18 protein-coding genes are annotated in these 15,395 nt (G+C 63.9%); 11 read left to right on the forward strand and 7 right to left on the reverse strand.

The features are described 5' to 3' along the window. Nucleotides 1–3: 3 nt before the first annotated feature. Entirely contained in the window at nucleotides 4–261 is a 258-nt protein-coding gene (locus P9254_RS01850; RefSeq protein WP_095800838.1) for a DUF2171 domain-containing protein, read from the reverse strand. 252 nt (nucleotides 262–513) lie between these two features. Here P9254_RS01850 and P9254_RS01855 point away from each other — a divergent pair, with 252 nt between their 5' ends. After that, entirely contained in the window at nucleotides 514–972 is a 459-nt protein-coding gene (locus P9254_RS01855) for a hypothetical protein (RefSeq protein ID WP_278054228.1), read from the forward strand. Nucleotides 973–1,032: 60 nt separating this feature from the next. After that, nucleotides 1,033–2,340: an adenylosuccinate lyase gene (gene purB / locus P9254_RS01860; protein WP_278054024.1), complete on the forward strand. Its 1,308-nt coding sequence runs from the start codon at nucleotides 1,033–1,035 to the stop codon at nucleotides 2,338–2,340. Nucleotides 2,341–2,376: 36 nt separating this feature from the next. Here purB and P9254_RS01865 read toward each other — a convergent pair whose 3' ends face one another. Further along, complete coding sequence (locus P9254_RS01865; protein WP_278054023.1) at nucleotides 2,377–3,189, reverse strand: VOC family protein; 813 nt, start codon at nucleotides 3,187–3,189, stop codon at nucleotides 2,377–2,379. A gap of 198 nt (nucleotides 3,190–3,387) precedes the next feature. Between P9254_RS01865 and P9254_RS01870 the strand changes: the two genes are divergently transcribed. Next, entirely contained in the window at nucleotides 3,388–3,945 is a 558-nt protein-coding gene (locus P9254_RS01870) for an RBBP9/YdeN family alpha/beta hydrolase (protein ID WP_067328331.1), read from the forward strand. A 6-nt stretch (nucleotides 3,946–3,951) separates the two neighbouring features. Here P9254_RS01870 and P9254_RS01875 read toward each other — a convergent pair whose 3' ends face one another. Further along, a complete protein-coding gene (locus P9254_RS01875; protein WP_095800840.1) occupies nucleotides 3,952–4,725 on the reverse strand; it encodes an HpcH/HpaI aldolase family protein in 774 nt (257 codons plus the stop codon). Nucleotides 4,726–4,825: 100 nt separating this feature from the next. Continuing rightward, nucleotides 4,826–5,146 (reverse strand): DUF1476 domain-containing protein, encoded by a 321-nt coding sequence (locus P9254_RS01880; protein ID WP_066995175.1) that lies wholly within the window; start codon nucleotides 5,144–5,146, stop codon nucleotides 4,826–4,828. 275 nt (nucleotides 5,147–5,421) lie between these two features. Here P9254_RS01880 and purC point away from each other — a divergent pair, with 275 nt between their 5' ends. The 4 genes from purC (at nucleotide 5,422) to P9254_RS01900 (ending at nucleotide 7,767) form a co-directional block, all read left to right on the forward strand. Further along, entirely contained in the window at nucleotides 5,422–6,216 is a 795-nt protein-coding gene (gene purC / locus P9254_RS01885; protein WP_040969563.1) for a phosphoribosylaminoimidazolesuccinocarboxamide synthase, read from the forward strand. Between the two features lie 67 nt (nucleotides 6,217–6,283). Further along, nucleotides 6,284–6,523, forward strand: a complete 240-nt coding sequence (purS, locus tag P9254_RS01890; RefSeq protein WP_066995172.1) for a phosphoribosylformylglycinamidine synthase subunit PurS — start codon at nucleotides 6,284–6,286, stop codon at nucleotides 6,521–6,523. Between the two features lie 109 nt (nucleotides 6,524–6,632). Then, complete coding sequence (gene purQ / locus P9254_RS01895) at nucleotides 6,633–7,301, forward strand: phosphoribosylformylglycinamidine synthase subunit PurQ (protein ID WP_067328327.1); 669 nt, start codon at nucleotides 6,633–6,635, stop codon at nucleotides 7,299–7,301. Between the two features lie 55 nt (nucleotides 7,302–7,356). Further along, nucleotides 7,357–7,767: a hypothetical protein gene (locus P9254_RS01900; protein WP_067328325.1), complete on the forward strand. Its 411-nt coding sequence runs from the start codon at nucleotides 7,357–7,359 to the stop codon at nucleotides 7,765–7,767. Nucleotides 7,768–7,924: 157 nt separating this feature from the next. Here P9254_RS01900 and P9254_RS01905 read toward each other — a convergent pair whose 3' ends face one another. After that, nucleotides 7,925–8,167 carry a DUF1127 domain-containing protein gene (locus P9254_RS01905; RefSeq protein ID WP_278054227.1) on the reverse strand — a complete coding sequence of 81 codons (243 nt, stop codon included), beginning with the start codon at nucleotides 8,165–8,167 and terminating at the stop codon, nucleotides 7,925–7,927. A gap of 94 nt (nucleotides 8,168–8,261) precedes the next feature. Between P9254_RS01905 and P9254_RS01910 the strand changes: the two genes are divergently transcribed. The 4 genes from P9254_RS01910 (at nucleotide 8,262) to P9254_RS01925 (ending at nucleotide 12,918) form a co-directional block, all read left to right on the forward strand. Continuing rightward, the gene (locus P9254_RS01910; protein WP_127216717.1) at nucleotides 8,262–9,671 is read left to right on the forward strand and encodes an aminotransferase-like domain-containing protein; all 1,410 of its coding nucleotides are present in this window, start codon (nucleotides 8,262–8,264) and stop codon (nucleotides 9,669–9,671) included. Nucleotides 9,672–9,824: 153 nt separating this feature from the next. Further along, nucleotides 9,825–12,056 carry a phosphoribosylformylglycinamidine synthase subunit PurL gene (gene purL, locus P9254_RS01915; RefSeq protein WP_095825269.1) on the forward strand — a complete coding sequence of 744 codons (2,232 nt, stop codon included), beginning with the start codon at nucleotides 9,825–9,827 and terminating at the stop codon, nucleotides 12,054–12,056. Next, the gene (locus P9254_RS01920; protein ID WP_278054017.1) at nucleotides 12,053–12,577 is read left to right on the forward strand and encodes a hypothetical protein; all 525 of its coding nucleotides are present in this window, start codon (nucleotides 12,053–12,055) and stop codon (nucleotides 12,575–12,577) included. Before purL ends, P9254_RS01920 begins: the two co-directional genes overlap by 4 nt. A 107-nt stretch (nucleotides 12,578–12,684) precedes the next feature. Further along, nucleotides 12,685–12,918, forward strand: coding sequence for a BolA/IbaG family iron-sulfur metabolism protein (locus tag P9254_RS01925; protein ID WP_023674714.1), 234 nt, complete (start codon nucleotides 12,685–12,687; stop codon nucleotides 12,916–12,918). A gap of 19 nt (nucleotides 12,919–12,937) precedes the next feature. On the opposite strand, the gene P9254_RS01930 is transcribed toward P9254_RS01925, so the two are convergent. Next, entirely contained in the window at nucleotides 12,938–14,137 is a 1,200-nt protein-coding gene (locus tag P9254_RS01930) for a ZIP family metal transporter (RefSeq protein WP_278054005.1), read from the reverse strand. Further along, on the reverse strand, nucleotides 14,134–15,255 hold the full coding sequence (locus tag P9254_RS01935) for a multicopper oxidase domain-containing protein (RefSeq protein ID WP_278054003.1): 1,122 nt from the start codon (nucleotides 15,253–15,255) through the stop codon (nucleotides 14,134–14,136). Before P9254_RS01935 ends, P9254_RS01930 begins: the two co-directional genes overlap by 4 nt. Nucleotides 15,256–15,395 lie beyond the last annotated feature (140 nt).

A 15,395-nucleotide genomic window follows, 5' to 3' on the forward strand; every position in this document is an offset into this window, starting at 1 on the left:
CGGTCAGGTCGGGTCGGACTTCTCTTCCTCGAACGTCACCGCGACTTCCGAATTCGCCGAGAGCCAGACCTTCTTTCCTTCGATCTCCGCGACCAGAGCCAGCGGAACGTAATGGTGGTGGCCTTTGTGCGAGCCCATGCCGCTGTCGGCCTTGGTCAGCTTGATGCGCTGCCCCTCGACCTTGTCGACGGTGCCGACATGGACGCCATCGGCGCCGACTACTTCCATATGCTCGCGTATCTTACTGAGATCGACGGTCATGCTGGTCCCTCCGGTGGGTGGCCGCGCGTCCCTGTCGGCCGCCCACAATAACAAACGGCCGCCGGATTGAATGCATCGAGCGGCACGTCTTGTTCACCATGGTGTGATAGCCATGACGCCAATGAGACAGGGAGCATTGCCAACACCACGCAAGCCGAACCGCTTTTCGCCGCGGAACGTGGCCCAGTGACCGTAACGTCGCTGCAGCCGGCCTCCTTGCGTCTGCGCCTGGCAAACCGCCTGCGCGACGCTCTGCCGTCGACCGGCACGGCAATTGTCGGCGCCTTGCTGTGGGGGCTTGCGATGGCGGCGAGCGCTTTCCTCAATCTGTATTATTGGGAGACGCCGGACAGCGCACGCTTCGTCGTGCTGCTTTATGCCCTCGGCGGCGCGCTTGCTTTTCCGGTCGGGCTGACGTTCGCCGCGCTGGTATCGCGCGGCCGCCACTGGGAAACCGCGCTCGCCGCAGCTTTCGTATGCCTGCTCGGCGCGACGCTCGCTTTCACCGGCGGGCTGTTTGCCCTGCAATACCGTTCTTACTACGCCGAGTGGCACGCGCCGGCCTTCACGCGGACCTGGGCGTCTGAGTTCGTGTTCACGATCCTCGCTGCGCTCTACCAGTTCGTCGTCCTGGGCATCCGGCTCTATTTTCCGTTCGGCTTTGCCGTACTTGCCGCCGCCAGCATCTGGTTTGCACGCCGGCGGCGTTGAGCATTGAGCCGGCCTCTGTTAGGACGCGGCCAAAGCTTCTCCCAGCAGGACTAAGAAACCATGATCCCTCGCTATTCCCGGCCGGAAATGGTCGCCATCTGGTCGCCCGAAACCCGGTTCCGCATCTGGTTCGAGATCGAGGCTTATGCCTGCGATGCGCTGGCCGAGCTCGGCGTCATCCCGAAGGAAGCCGCCAAGACCATCTGGGAAAAGGGCGGCGCGGCCAAATTCGACGTCGATAAGATTGACGAGATCGAGCGCGTCACCAAGCACGACGTGATTGCATTCCTGACCCATCTCGCCGAATTCGTCGGACCGGACGCTCGCTTCATTCACCAGGGCATGACCTCGTCGGACGTTCTCGACACGTGTCTTGCGGTGCAATTGACACGCGCCAGCGACATTCTGCTTGCCGACATTGACGCGCTGCTTGTGGCCCTGAAGCGCCGCGCCTTCGAGCACAAGGATACCATCACCATCGGCCGCAGCCACGGCATCCATGCCGAGCCGACCACCTTCGGCGTCAAGCTCGCGCTGGCCTATGCCGAATTCTCGCGTTGCCGCGAGCGGTTGCTGCACGCGCGCGAAGACATCGCCACCTGCGCCATCTCGGGCGCGGTCGGCACATTCGCCAACATCGATCCCTACGTCGAAGAGCATGTGGCGAAGAAACTCGGCCTGAAGCCGGAACCGGTCTCGACTCAGGTCATCCCGCGAGACCGCCATGCGATGTTCTTCGCTACGCTCGGCGTGATCGCCTCGTCGGTCGAGCGCCTGGCCGTCGAGATCCGGCATCTGCAGCGCACCGAGGTGCTGGAAGCGGAAGAATATTTCTCGCCGGGACAAAAGGGCTCGTCGGCGATGCCGCACAAGCGCAACCCGGTGTTGACCGAGAATCTCACCGGCCTTGCCCGCATGGTCCGCTCCTACGCCATGCCGGCCATGGAGGATGTGGCGCTGTGGCACGAGCGCGATATCTCGCACTCCTCGGTGGAGCGCATGATCGGACCGGACGCGACGGTGACGCTCGACTTCGCCTTGGCACGCCTGACCGGTGTCGTCGATAAGCTGCTCGTTTACCCCGAGAACATGGAGAAGAACCTCAACAAGTTCCGCGGCCTGGTGCATTCGCAGCGCGTGCTGCTGGCGTTGACCCAGGCTGGCGTGTCACGCGAGGATGCCTATCGCCTGGTGCAGCGCAATGCCATGAAGGTATGGGAGCAAGGTGCTGATTTCCTTGAGGAACTGCTTGCCGACAAGGACGTGACAGCGGCACTGCCCGAGGCCGAGATCCGCGAGAAGTTCGACCTCGGCTATCACACCAAGCATGTCGACACGATCTTCAAGCGGGTGTTTGGACAGGCCTGAGTCCGGGGGAAGGCCCGCTAGCGTGGCGCAGCCTAATCAGGCCTTGCCAGGCACCGTCCTGATCACCGTGCCCCAGGGATCTTCACGCGTCGTCTCGGCCTTCACGTTATCCGAGCGCATTTCGACCCAGGCGAGGCCCGAGCGGGAGGGATCGCGGCGGCCGGCGCCGGCGCTGCGCCAGGAATTGGCACCGATATGGTGGTGGTAGTGGCCGGAGGACAGGAACACCGCCTGACCGCCATATTTGGCGACCGTGTCGAAGCCGAATTCGTCATGCCACCACGCTTCGGCGTCTTCCGGACGCCCGACGCGCAGGTGGACATGGCCGACAATGGTGTTTTCCGGCGCTCCCTGCCAGCCGGCGTCACCGACGGGCACGCTGGCGACGACCGCGGGGAGATTCAGCCGCTCGGTCGACATTGCGATCTTGTCGCCGTTCCATTTCCAATCCTGCGAACGGCGATCGGCGTAGATCTCGATGCCGTTGCCTTCAGGGTCGGTGAGGTAGAGCGCCTCGCTGACCAGATGGTCCGAGGCGCCTTCGATGCCGATCCGGTTGGCGGCGGCATGGCTGATCCACCGGCCGAGATCGGCGCGCGACGGCAGCAGGAACGCAGTGTGGAAAAGGCCGGCGCTGCGCGGGTCGTCAGGCTTGGCCGAGGCATCCTGCTCCAGCACCAGCAGCGGGCGGGCCGCGGCGCCGAGGGTGATCGCGCCATCGGCGCGGCTCAACTCCTGCAGGCCGACGACGGCACGATAATAGGCGGCAAGGTTTTCGGCATCGCGCGCCTTCAACCCGACACGCGCGACGCTGACCGGGGTGGTCGCGGCAAAAGGCAGTTCGCTCATCACACTCTCCGTTCGGGCGCCGATCTCACGATGGGCAGTCGCTCCGACGTTTATTAGTCATTCCTGTTCCCTCTCCAGATCGTTCATCACCATCGTTCACACAAGGTTGTAAGAATCGAACACGTTGTTCACCTTTGTGATGCCACTGCATTCCACCGGCCGGTTGCATCAGACAGGGGCGCTCGCTACATCGGCGCCATGAAAGTCAAGGACGCCGATATCCTCATCATACCCGGCTACACCAACTCCGGTCCCGAGCATTGGCAGACCCGCTGGCAATCGAAATTGTCGACGGCACGCAGGGTCGAACAGGCCGAGTGGACGAAACCCGTGCGCGAGGACTGGACGGCAAGTGTAGCGAAAGCTGTCAACGAGGCCGAGCGGCCGGTGGTCATCGTCGCGCATTCGCTGGGTGTGGCGGCGGCGGTGCAGGCGATCCCGCAATTCCAGAAGCCGGTCGCGGGCGCCTTCTTCGTGGCGCCCCCTGATGTCGCCAATCCGGAGATCAGGCCGAGGCACCTGATGACCTTCGGGCCCTATTCGCGCGATCCCCTGCCCTTTCCGTCGATCGTGATCGCCAGCCGCAACGACCCGTTCTGCGCCTTTGAGGTTGCCGAGGATATCGCCGCCGCCTGGGGTTCGCTGTTCATCGACGCCGGCGACGCCGGCCATCTCAACCAGGACGCGGGCTTCGGCCCCTGGCCGGAGGGATCGATGACCTTCGCCAAGTTCCTCACGGAACTGAAGGAGCCTTGAAACGCCTCAGGCGCCGATCGAATCCCGCATGCTCTTGAGCAGCGTCCTGGCTCCGAGCGAGATCAGCGTGTGGTCAGAACCCATGGCGAGCAGCCGATAGCCCATCGACACGACGCGGCCGGCAATGGCCGGCTCGATGACATAGATCGCGGCGTGCTTGCCTGCCTTGCGCGTCCGCTCGGCGATCGAGGCGACCGTCTCCATCATGCTTTCCAGCGTCGAATTGACGGTGGTGCCCTTCGACCAAGCGATCGAGAAATCCGACGGCCCGACGAAGATGCCATCGATGCCGGGCGTCTCGAGGATGCCGTCCAGCGCCTCGAACGCCGCACGCGTCTCGACCATGGCAAAGGCCATGGTGCGCTGGTTCGAGTCGCGCAGCCACTCGGCATGGTCGCCCTTCCCATGGCGCGGGAAGGCATAGGTCGGGCCCCAAGAACGCTCGCCCATCGGCGGATACTTCATCGCTGCGGCGAACTGCCTGGCGTCGTCCACGGAATTGACCATCGGCGCGATCACCGCCTCTGCGCCGAAATCGAGCGCCCGGCTCGCCATGTCGAAGCGCCCGACCGGGATGCGCACCAGCGCCGGCTTGTTGGCGGCAAGCACCGGCACCAGGCCGCGCAGAACGCTGTCCTCGTGGTGGCCGCCATGCTGCATGTCGAGGGTAACGGCATCAAAGCCCTGCTTGGCGATGATCTCTACCGTCAGCGCGTCCGGCACGCCGGACCAGGCGGTGAACAGCGTTTCGTCGGCGGCCAGGCGGGACTTGAGCGACATCGGAACTTCCTTGGTAACGATCCGCAGTCTCAGCCGGAAACGGCGGCAAGGCTAAGAAAACCGCCCGGCTGAGCCGGGCGGTCGATTGGTCCAACGATTTTTACGTGTTCTTGACCTGCTCGATCGCCTGCGCCATCAGCTCGTCCATGGTGCGGCGGATCTGATGGTCCGACTGGTTGACGCCCGCGGCGTCGAAGTCCTCGCGGATTTTGCGGAAGACGTCATGGTCGCCAGCCTCCTCGATGTCGGAGACGACTACCGCTTTGGCATAGGCCTCGGCATCGGCTCCGCTCTTGCCCAGCTTTTCGGCGGCCCACAGGCCGAGCGCTCTGTTGCGGCGCGCCGAGGCCTTGAAGCGGAGCTCCTCGTCGAAGACGAATTTGCGCTCGAAGCCCTCTTCGCGGTCTTTCATGCTGCTCATGCGTCCCTCCGATCAAATCGATTCGCTTGGCTATGAATATGTGTGCTTACCCAGCACAAACCAAAAGGTCGCGGGCCGGTCAATATGCAACGTCCCATGCTGCGCTGCGGCATTTCGGTTCCGAAAGCGGTTGATCGGCTGGATTTGCCGATTGAGCAAACATTACGATTGCTATAGACACCGGCATTGAACGCACCCGTCGCCACAACTAATTTAGGCAGACGGACAGGAACTGGCCGCTTGCCGCCTGCCCGCCAATCCAGAGAAAAAATCAGATGAAAAATCGCCGCCGCATTTACGAAGGCAAGGCCAAGATCCTCTATGAAGGACCTGAGCCCGGGACGCTGATCCAGTTCTTCAAGGATGACGCCACCGCCTTCAACAAGAAGAAACATGAGGTGGTCGACGGCAAGGGCGTGCTCAACAACCGCATCTCCGAGCACATTTTCAATCACCTCAATCGTATGGGCATCCCGACCCATTTCATCCGCCGGCTGAACATGCGCGAGCAGCTGATCAAGGAAGTCGAGATCATCCCGCTCGAGGTGGTGGTGCGCAACGTCGCCGCCGGCTCGCTGGCAAAGCGCCTGGGCATCGAGGAAGGCACGGTTCTGCCGCGCTCGATCATCGAATTCTACTACAAGGCAGATGCGCTGGACGACCCGATGGTGTCGGAAGAGCACATCACCGCCTTCGGCTGGGCGAGCCCGCAGGAGATCGACGACATCATGGCGCTGGCTATCCGCGTCAATGACTTCCTCTCCGGCCTGTTCCTGGGCGTCGGCATCCAGCTTGTCGACTTCAAGATCGAATGCGGGCGCCTGTTCGAGGGCGACATGATGCGCATCGTCGTCGCCGACGAGATCTCGCCGGATTCCTGCCGGCTGTGGGACGTCGCCACCCAGGACAAGCTCGATAAGGACCGCTTTCGCCGCGACATGGGCGGCCTGGTCGAGGCCTACCAGGAAGTTGCCCGCCGCCTCGGTATCATGAACGAGAACGAGCCGCCGCGCCCGACAGGCCCGGTGCTCGTTGCCTCTTCCGAGCCCTCGAAGAGCACGAAGCACTGACTGCCAGCGCGGGCCTGCCGGAAACGACGTGCCCGCCCTCCGCACTACCGATCACTCAGGAGTATCGATGAAAGCCCGCGTCACCGTCACCCTCAAGAACGGAGTTCTCGACCCGCAGGGCAAGGCGATCGAGCACGCCCTCTCAGGACTGGGCTTCGACGGCGTCGGCCAGGTGCGGCAGGGCAAGGTCTTCGACATCGAGCTCACCGGAACCGACAAAGCCAAGGCCGAAGCCGACCTCAAGGCCATGTGCGACAAGCTTCTGGCGAACACGGTGATTGAGAATTACAGTGTGGCTATTACCTGAGTTGCAGCGCAGAGGTTATGCCTGAAGCCACCAGCGATTTGATGTACAGGCTCCTGAAGCGCGTGCATCACCAGCGAACTCGCCGAAAACCAGAGGCCCTACGACCGAAATGAAATCAGCCGTCGTCCTCCTGCCTGGGCTCAACCGTGACCGCGACATGATCGCGGCTCTGACCAAGATTTCCGGTCAGGCGCCGGCGACCGTCTGGCAGACCGATACAGAAATCCCGGACGTCGACCTGATCGCCATTCCCGGCGGCTTCTCCTTCGGCGACTATCTGCGCTGCGGGGCGATCGCCGCGCGCATGCCGGTGATGCGGGCAGTGGCCGAAAAGGCGGCCAAGGGGGTCATGGTCATCGGCGTCTGCAACGGCTTCCAGATCCTGGTCGAAGCGGGGCTGCTGCCCGGCGCCCTGATGCGCAACGCCTCGCTGAAATTCGTCTGCCGGCACGTGAAGCTCGAGATCGCCAACGCCAACACGATGTTTACCCGCGGCTATCAGCCCGGCCAGATCATTCGCTCACCGGTCGCGCATCACGACGGCAACTATTTCGCCGACGCCGAAACGCTGGCCCGCCTCGAAGGCGAAGGCCAGGTGGTGTTCCGCTATGCCGAAGGCACCAATCCCAACGGCTCGATCAACGACATCGCCGGCATCGTCAGCGAGAAGGGCAATGTGCTCGGTCTGATGCCGCACCCGGAGAACCTGATCGAGGCGGCACACGGCGGCAGCGACGGCCGGGCGCTGTTCGAAGGCGCGCTTGGCATCGCCGCTTGATCCTTTCAGACGATTCCTTCAGACCATTCTTTCAGACCAACGGGGCGGCCTGACCATGAGACTGACGATTGCTCGCCTTGCTCTCCTGGCCGCCGCCGGATTTGCGCTTGCCTCTTGCCAGTCCGGCTCGAAGACCACGCCGCCCCCCTCTGGCAAGAGCGCTTCCCTGCTTGCCATGGAGCAGGTCGCCATCGCCGCTCACAAGTGCTGGATCGCCAGCAAGGACCCGGCCTTCAAGCCCTATCAGATGGCCAACGAGCTCAACTCCTACAGCGGCACGCCGCGCTTCCTGCTGGTGCCCGCCAAGCACTATGGCGGCAAGCCGCTGCTGGTCGTGCAAGCACAAGGCAATTCCCGCAAAGTGGACGTGTTCGGGCCGTTGATGGCCGAACCGCTGGGCGCGCGCATAGGCTCCGACATCGCGCGCTGGCAGGCCGGCAATTCATCCTGCGCCGCTGCCGCGTGACTCGGCCGTAGCCCACTTCCTGCAAATGCAGGATTGACGGTCGGCTTTTCGCGCTCGTCAATCAACATACCATCGAAGCTCTGTTCGCGGTCGATGTATGCCCAAACCGCGCAGCGATTTGACATGCATCGCAACAATCAAGGGCGTCGCGACGCGCTTAGTCCCAGAACGGCCTGATACCTTCGCGATGGGCGTCGCAGCGCGAAATGCCGATGTCCTTGAGCTGCTCGTCGGTCATCTCCAAGAGCGCAAGGCGTCCGCGACGGCGTTCCAGCATTCGGTCGATTTGCCTGGCGATGGCACGAAGCACGAATACGACCCGGTCAACGAACCTGCGGCGCCCCGACGGGCGGCCGTGCAACTCGGCGCTGTCATAATGGAATGTATCAATTGTATTCATCTTGCGATCAACCAATTCTATCAATTGTACTCTAGCTACCCGCGTTCTCATATCGATTGACTCGTCTCGCGATGCAATATAAAAAATTGTCACCATGACAAATTGGCTCCCAGACCTCGCTTCCGGTTCCGGCCCTCTCTATCAGCGCCTTGCTGACAGCATTGAGTCAGATATCGACAAGGGCGTCATCGATGCGGGTGCAAAACTGCCGCCGCAGCGCGACCTCGCCTACGACATTGGCACTACGGTCGGCACGGTCGGCCGGGCCTATCAGTTGCTGCGCGAGCGCGGGCTGGTGAGTGGGGAGGTCGGGCGCGGCACCTATGTGCTCGCGCAACGCGCGGAGAGCCCCAAGCCCGAGCTGCAGCCCGCCGCGCTCGGAACGCGGCTCATCGATGCGCCCAGCGGCAAGCTGCGCTTCGACAGCACCGCCGCCCCCGATGTCGGACAAGGCGCATTGATTGCCGAACTGCTGGCGCGGACGGCGGAGGAGCACCCCCACGACATTTCAAGCTATACCAGGGATTTCCCGGATCGCTGGTTCGAGGCCGGCGGCCTTTGGCTCAAGCGCAATTCCTTTCACCCCTCGCCCGATTCGATCGTGCCGACGCTTGGCACCCATGCGGCGGTGATGGCGGCGATCGCGGCGCTCACCACGCCTGGCGACACGATCGTCTTCGAGCATCTCACCTATTCGCAGATCTCGCGCAGCGCCGGTCTGATCGGGCGCCGTACCGCGCTGGTCTCGGCGGACGATGAAGGTCTCGATCCCGACGATTTCGAACGCGTCTGCGCGCAGAAACACCCGAAGATGATGTTCGTGATGCCGACGGCGAAGAACCCGACGCTGGTTACGCTGTCGGCGGAGCGGCGCCAGGCGATCGCGCGCATAGCGCGCGAGTACAATGTCGTCCTGATCGAGGATGATCTTTATGGCGAATTGACCGACGATCCGACGCCACTGCTCGCCGAATACGCCCCTGAGCGCACGATCGTAGCCGGCGGCCTGTCGAAGTCGGTCGCGGCCGGCGTGCGCGGCGGCTGGCTGTCCTGCCCGCCCGCCTACCGCCACCGCATCCGCGTGGCGCACAAGATGATGACCGGCGGGCTGCCCTTTCTGCTGGCGGAGGTCGGAACAAGGCTGGTGATGTCGGGCCAGGCCAACGATATCCGCAAGCGCTGCATTGCCGAGATCCAAGCTCGTCTCCATGTCGTGCGCGAGACGCTGGCTGGCTTTGACTTCAAGGCGCGGGACAATGTGCCCTTCGTCTGGCTCACCTTGCCGGATCCTTGGCTCTCAGGCACCTTCAAGAATGCCTGCCTTGCGCAGGGCGTGCTCATCGACGACGAGGACGAGTTCAAGGCCGGTCGTTCCGAGCAAGTCTTCCACGGCGTCCGCTTCGGTGTTTCGCAACCCCGGCAAAGTAAGGACGTCGCCGGTGGCGTCGCGGTCATCCGCCGCCTGCTCGACGAGGGCCGCGCCGGCTACGACAGTTTTTCCTGACCTGTCCTTTCCTAAGCGCCTCGCGCTACCGGCCGGTGCCGGCGCAGCGGTTTTGCGGCGTTTTCGTCGTGCTTTGGGGGTGTATCGCTCGAAAGCTTGCGATAAGAGGAGACTCAGAAAAGCCCCCTCTCCCACGGATACCAATCGCCGCTCATGACCATATCCAATTCCGTGCCGATCACCCCCGAGCTCGTCGCCGCGCATGGGCTGAAGCCCGACGAATACCAGCGCATCCTCGATCTGGTTGGCCGCGAGCCGAGCTTCACCGAGCTCGGCATCTTCTCGGCGATGTGGAACGAGCACTGCTCCTACAAGTCTTCCAAGAAATGGCTGCGCACGCTGCCCACCAGCGGCCCGCGGGTGATCCAGGGGCCGGGCGAGAATGCCGGCGTGGTCGACATCGGCGACGGCGACTGCGTCGTCTTCAAGATGGAGAGCCACAACCATCCCTCCTATATCGAGCCCTATCAGGGAGCCGCGACCGGCGTCGGCGGCATCCTGCGCGATGTCTTCACCATGGGCGCGCGACCGGTTGCGGCGATGAACGCGCTGCGCTTCGGCGCGCCTGACCACCCCAAGACCCGGCACCTGGTCGCTGGAGTCGTTTCCGGCGTCGGCGGCTACGGCAATTCCTTCGGCGTGCCGACCGTCGGCGGCGAGGTCAATTTCGACGCCCGCTACAACGGCAACATCTTGGTCAACGCCTTCGCGGCCGGCCTCGCCAAAACCAACGCCATCTTCCTGTCGCAGGCCAAGGGCGTCGGCCTGCCGGTCGTCTATCTCGGCGCCAAGACCGGGCGCGACGGCGTCGGCGGCGCCACCATGGCCTCGGCCGAGTTCGACGACAAGATCGAGGAGAAGCGGCCGACCGTACAGGTTGGCGACCCTTTCACCGAAAAGTGCCTGCTGGAGGCCTGCCTCGAGCTGATGGCGTCGGGCGCGGTCATCGCCATCCAGGACATGGGTGCGGCCGGGCTCACCTGCTCGGCGGTCGAGATGGGCGCCAAGGGCGATCTCGGCATCGAGCTCGACCTCGACAAGGTGCCGGTGCGCGAGGAGCGCATGAGCGCCTACGAGATGATGCTGTCGGAAAGCCAGGAGCGCATGTTGATGGTGCTGCGCCCCGAGAAAGAGGAGGAAGCCGAGGCGATCTTCCGCAAATGGGGCCTCGACTTCGCCATCGTCGGGACGACCACCGACGACCTGCGCTTCCGCGTGCTGCACCACGGCGACGAGGTCGCCAACCTGCCGATCAAGGAACTGGGCGACCAGGCGCCGGAATATGATCGCCCCTGGGTCGAAACGAAGAAGCCGGCGCCGCTTGCAGCGAACGACGCGCCCAAGGCCGACGTCGCCGACGCGTTGCTCAAGATGCTGGGCGGACCGGACCTCTCTTCGCGCCGTTGGGTGTGGGAGCAGTACGACACGCTGATTCAGGGCAATTCGCTGCAGCTCCCAGGCGGCGATGCCGGCGTGGTGCGCGTCGAAGGCCATCCAACCAAGGCGCTCGCCTTCTCTTCCGACGTCACGCCGCGCTATTGCGAGGCCGACCCGTATGAGGGCGGCAAGCAGGCCGTCGCCGAATGCTGGCGCAACCTGACGGCAACGGGCGCCCTGCCGCTTGCCGCCACCGACAATCTCAATTTCGGCAATCCGGAGCGGCCGGAGATCATGGGCCAGTTTGTCGGAGCGGTTAAGGGTATCGGCGACGCCTGTCGCGCGCTCGGCTTCCCGATCGTCTCCGGCAATGTCTCGCTCTACAACGAAACCAATGGCCGCGGCATCCTGCCGACGCCGACCATCGGCGGCGTCGGGCTGATCGCCGATTGGTCGAAGATGGCCCGCATCGGCTTTGCCGCCGAGGGCCAGATGATCGTGCTGGTCGGCGCGCCGCCGACATGGGGCAGCCATCTCGGCCAGTCGGTCTATATGCGCGACATCCACGGCCGCGCCGACGGTTCGCCGCCGCCCGTCGACCTCGAACATGAAAAGCGCGTCGGCGACCATGTGCGCGCGCTGATCGCTTCCGGCATCGTGACTGCCGCGCACGATGTCTCCGACGGCGGCCTTGCCGTGGCGCTGGCCGAAATGGCGATGGCATCCGGCATCGGCGCCACCATTCCCGGTCTCACCGGCACCGATCCGATCCCGGTCTGGTTCGGCGAGGACCAAGGACGTTATCTCCTGACCTTGTCGATCGACCCGCAAAGCGGCGAATGGGACAGGATCCGCGCGGAGCAGGGCAAGCTCGGCATCTTCGCGCCGTGGATCGGCACGACCGGTGGCGACATGCTGAAGCTCGGCGAGGCGCGTGCCGTTCCGGTCAGCGAATTGACCGCCGCCCATGAGGGCTGGTTCCCGCGCTTCATGGATCAGGCCATTTGACCAGGCTGGCGGTCCGGGCGCTGCTTGCAGCGGTTTTCTGGCCGTCGCTGTTCTTTTTCTGGTTCCTCGGCCCGTTCGTCTTTCTGCTGCTGTCGACGACCTCGAGCGAGGTCTGTCCAAGGCTCGAAACGCGAGCCGAGTTCCTTGCTGCGGCGAACGGCGCAATCCCGTTGCTGGCCGCTCAGGACCTCGTCTACGCCATTCCTGTTTTGTGCCTGGTGCTGTGGCAGCGCCTTTTGCCGGAGCCGGCTCGGGCAAGGCATATCGTCACTTGCGTCAAGCTCTTCGCCATTGCAACCGCCATCGGAGCGCTTTGGGCGTTCGCTTCTTCGCTTATGTGCGATGGCTACGGCCGGCCGTTTTTCTCCCCGGTCTGGCAGTGGACGAGCTACTTGCCGATGGTCGGCATCGCGATAAACGTGCCGCTCTACGTGCTGACCTTCAGCCTCGGTCGCGCCTACTCGACGCGCGAGGATGTGTCCGCCGGCGACGCGGCTCAGCCGGGTCGGAATATCCCGTGAAGCCTCGGTCACGGATGGAACGGCTTCAATCCGGACCGGAAAGGCTCTACGCTTATCCCCGACTCTCATCGCACGGGCTGCGCCCGCTCGAAAACAGGATTTCTGCCATGGCAATGGATGCGCACGACATCGAACGGCTGATCAAGGAAGGCATTCCGGACGCCAAGGTGACGATTCGCGATCTGGCTGGTGACGGCGACCACTACGCTGCCGAAGTGGTGGCCGAGAGCTTCCGCGGCAAAAGCCGCGTCCAGCAGCACCAGATGGTCTATGACGCGCTGAAAGGCAATATGGGCGGCGTGCTGCATGCGCTCGCCCTGCAGACCAGCGTTCCGGACTGAGTGTTGACGCCGCGGTTGTTCAGATCTTTACCAGCATCGCCGTGAGGTACATGAAGCCGACCCCGGCTGTCAGCCCGGCCATCGCAGCCGGTGCGAGCAAGGCGCGCGAGCCGTCGGGGCGCTGGCGAAGCTGCAGCGAAACCATCTCGACGATCACTTGCAGGATCGCTCCGGCGCCGATCGCCAGCGCCAGCGCCGACCATTGCGGCGCATAGGCGAGGCTGCCGATCCATAGGCCGACGACGGCGGGACCTCCCGCGAGCAGCGTCAACATGGCGAAGGTCCTGAGCGGCGGTCGCTGCTTCAGGATCGGGGCTGCGATGCCGATGCCTTCGGTGATGTTGTGCAAGGTGAAGCCAAGCACCAGGAACGTGCCGAGCCCGGCTGCGCCCGAGACGAAGGCGGCGCCGATCGCCAGCCCCTCGCCGAGATTGTGCAGGCCGATGCCGAGTGCGATGAAGGTGGCAAGCGCCAGCCCGGTCGGTGTCCCGCTGCGCCGGCCTGCCGCCATGAGCAGAAGGAAACTGGCGGTGGCTGCGAGTACGATCATGGTCGACCCCTGGAACAGGGCGGCTGCTTCGCCGGCCAGTTCGAACGCGTCCTCGAGCGTGTCGACGAAAAGGAAGGCGAGCAGACCGACGGTCATCGACAGGAGAAAGTCCATGCCGTTCCGCCCGACCCCGCGTAGTGCCGGATAGAACATCAGGCCGATCGCCACGGGCAGGATGCCGACAAAGCCGCCCAGCACCGCTTGCGCGGCAAAGCTAGGTGAACTGCGCGTCGGTGTGGGTACGGCGACGGCGATATCGTGCCCGAATGTTGTCCCGGTACTGGTTACGACATTGATCGCATGCGCCTCCCCCAGCACCCAGGGGTATGGCAGGCTGATCCATGCCGTTGCGCCGCGCGCGATCGGCCCCGGCGGATCCTGCGTGAACTGCCAGTAAGCGTCGTCGACCTGGACCTGCGCGATCGCCATCGGTTCCGACCCGCCGGCCCGCACGAGGATTCGAATGCCGTCGTTTCCGATAATTGTCCGCTCGAAGGTCAGGTTCTCGACCGGCGGCGCGCCGTTGCGAAAGCTCGCCAACGGGTCGGAAGAGACCATCCACGCAACCGCGAGCCCGAGCACGGCGAGCGGCAGTACTATCCAGAGCAGAGAGAGCCAGCGCGGCCGACCGGCCTGTGTATCCCGGGAGGTGCTACTGACATCGGTCACGACAAGGCCTCCACGACGTCGAACATGCCCGACCAGCCGAGTTCGGTAAACTCCGACTGGTGGGGATGGAACATGTAGAGGCCTGGCTCGTGCTCCTTGAAATGGAACTCGAGGATGCCGCGCTCGGCCTGGCACTGGGTGATCAGATCGACGGTCCTGAGTGTCGGCGTCAGCGTCGTGCCCTGATTGTAGTAGTCGAAGAAATTGGCATGCAGATGGAAGGAGTTGATCGGGTCGAACTCGACCACGTTGACGAGATAGATCCGGACAGGCTTGTCCTTCAGCACCCGTATCGGCTTCTTCGCGTAGGCATGGGCGACGGTGTTGACGGCATAGACCTCGTTCTCGTTATCGAAATTGGTGTCGAAGGCGTTCATCACCATCACGAATTCCTGCCAGCCGGCATTCTCCGGCGTGCCGAGCAGGCGCGAGCGGGCGACCGCCTCGTGCTCCGGATGCCGGGCGGGATCGGGATCGATGATGAAGGCGCCGTACATACCTTTCTGGATGTGCCGCTTCAGCGGCAGCGCATGGCAATGGTAGAGGTGGCAGCCGAACGGCCTGGCGTCGAACTCGTACATGAACTCCTCGCCCGGCCCGATCAGACCGGCGCCGGGAACGCCGTCCATCCGTGCTGCGTGAATGCCGTGGAAATGCATGGAATGCGGATGCGAGCCGTTGTTGCGGAAGACGATCTTCAAGCGATCGCCTTCGGTGGCCCGCAGCGTCGGCCCCGGCACGCGGCCATTGTAGGTCCAGGCGGGGAACAGGATGCCGGGCGCGATCTCGATCTCCTTGTCCTCGGCCGTGACCTCGAAGCTGCGCAGTGTCCGCCCGTCCGGCAGCGTCGACACCGTCCCGGTCTCCCAGTCGCTCAGCAGCTTCACTGGATCGAATCCGTTGCGGCTATCCTCGACCTCGCCGACGGTGATCATCGCCCCATGCGCGGACAGGTGCGCCGGCTGCGGTTCGGCCGCCCCTGGCGTTCCGTGACCGGCGTGGTCGGTCTGCCCGCGCGCCGCGGTCGCCATCACCGCCGTGCCGCCGGCCGCCAGGCCACCGGCCAGAAGCAGCCTTCGATCGAGCTTTTGTTCCAGCAGCGATTTCGTTTCGCGCATATCCGCGTTCCTCCAAGGCACTGGCAAGGATAGCGCATGCTACAAGATTTAGCTATAGCTATAATTCTGGCGCGTGCGCACCTGGGAAACCGTCAGCGGCACCGGGACAAGAGAACCGGCCTGCCGGCCCGCTTGTGGGA

Source organism: Mesorhizobium sp. WSM4983 (genome assembly GCF_029625765.1).
In the GTDB taxonomy this organism is placed as follows: Bacteria; Pseudomonadota; Alphaproteobacteria; order Rhizobiales; family Rhizobiaceae; genus Mesorhizobium.

Coding starts and splice junctions, on each gene's coding strand:
- P9254_RS01880 (WP_066995175.1), bottom strand. CDS start 5,146: ATGAGCAGCATGAAAGACCGCGAAGAGGGCTTCGAGCGCAAATTCGTC.
- purS (WP_066995172.1), top strand. CDS start 6,284: ATGAAAGCCCGCGTCACCGTCACCCTCAAGAACGGAGTTCTCGACCCG.
- P9254_RS01935 (WP_278054003.1), bottom strand. CDS start 15,255: ATGCGCGAAACGAAATCGCTGCTGGAACAAAAGCTCGATCGAAGGCTG.
- P9254_RS01925 (WP_023674714.1), top strand. CDS start 12,685: ATGGCAATGGATGCGCACGACATCGAACGGCTGATCAAGGAAGGCATT.
- P9254_RS01875 (WP_095800840.1), bottom strand. CDS start 4,725: ATGTCGCTCAAGTCCCGCCTGGCCGCCGACGAAACGCTGTTCACCGCC.
- purL (WP_095825269.1), top strand. CDS start 9,825: ATGACCATATCCAATTCCGTGCCGATCACCCCCGAGCTCGTCGCCGCG.
- P9254_RS01905 (WP_278054227.1), bottom strand. CDS start 8,167: ATGAATACAATTGATACATTCCATTATGACAGCGCCGAGTTGCACGGC.
- purQ (WP_067328327.1), top strand. CDS start 6,633: ATGAAATCAGCCGTCGTCCTCCTGCCTGGGCTCAACCGTGACCGCGAC.
- P9254_RS01900 (WP_067328325.1), top strand. CDS start 7,357: ATGAGACTGACGATTGCTCGCCTTGCTCTCCTGGCCGCCGCCGGATTT.
- P9254_RS01850 (WP_095800838.1), bottom strand. CDS start 261: ATGACCGTCGATCTCAGTAAGATACGCGAGCATATGGAAGTAGTCGGC.
- P9254_RS01870 (WP_067328331.1), top strand. CDS start 3,388: ATGAAAGTCAAGGACGCCGATATCCTCATCATACCCGGCTACACCAAC.
- P9254_RS01865 (WP_278054023.1), bottom strand. CDS start 3,189: ATGAGCGAACTGCCTTTTGCCGCGACCACCCCGGTCAGCGTCGCGCGT.
- P9254_RS01910 (WP_127216717.1), top strand. CDS start 8,262: ATGACAAATTGGCTCCCAGACCTCGCTTCCGGTTCCGGCCCTCTCTAT.
- purC (WP_040969563.1), top strand. CDS start 5,422: ATGAAAAATCGCCGCCGCATTTACGAAGGCAAGGCCAAGATCCTCTAT.
- purB (WP_278054024.1), top strand. CDS start 1,033: ATGATCCCTCGCTATTCCCGGCCGGAAATGGTCGCCATCTGGTCGCCC.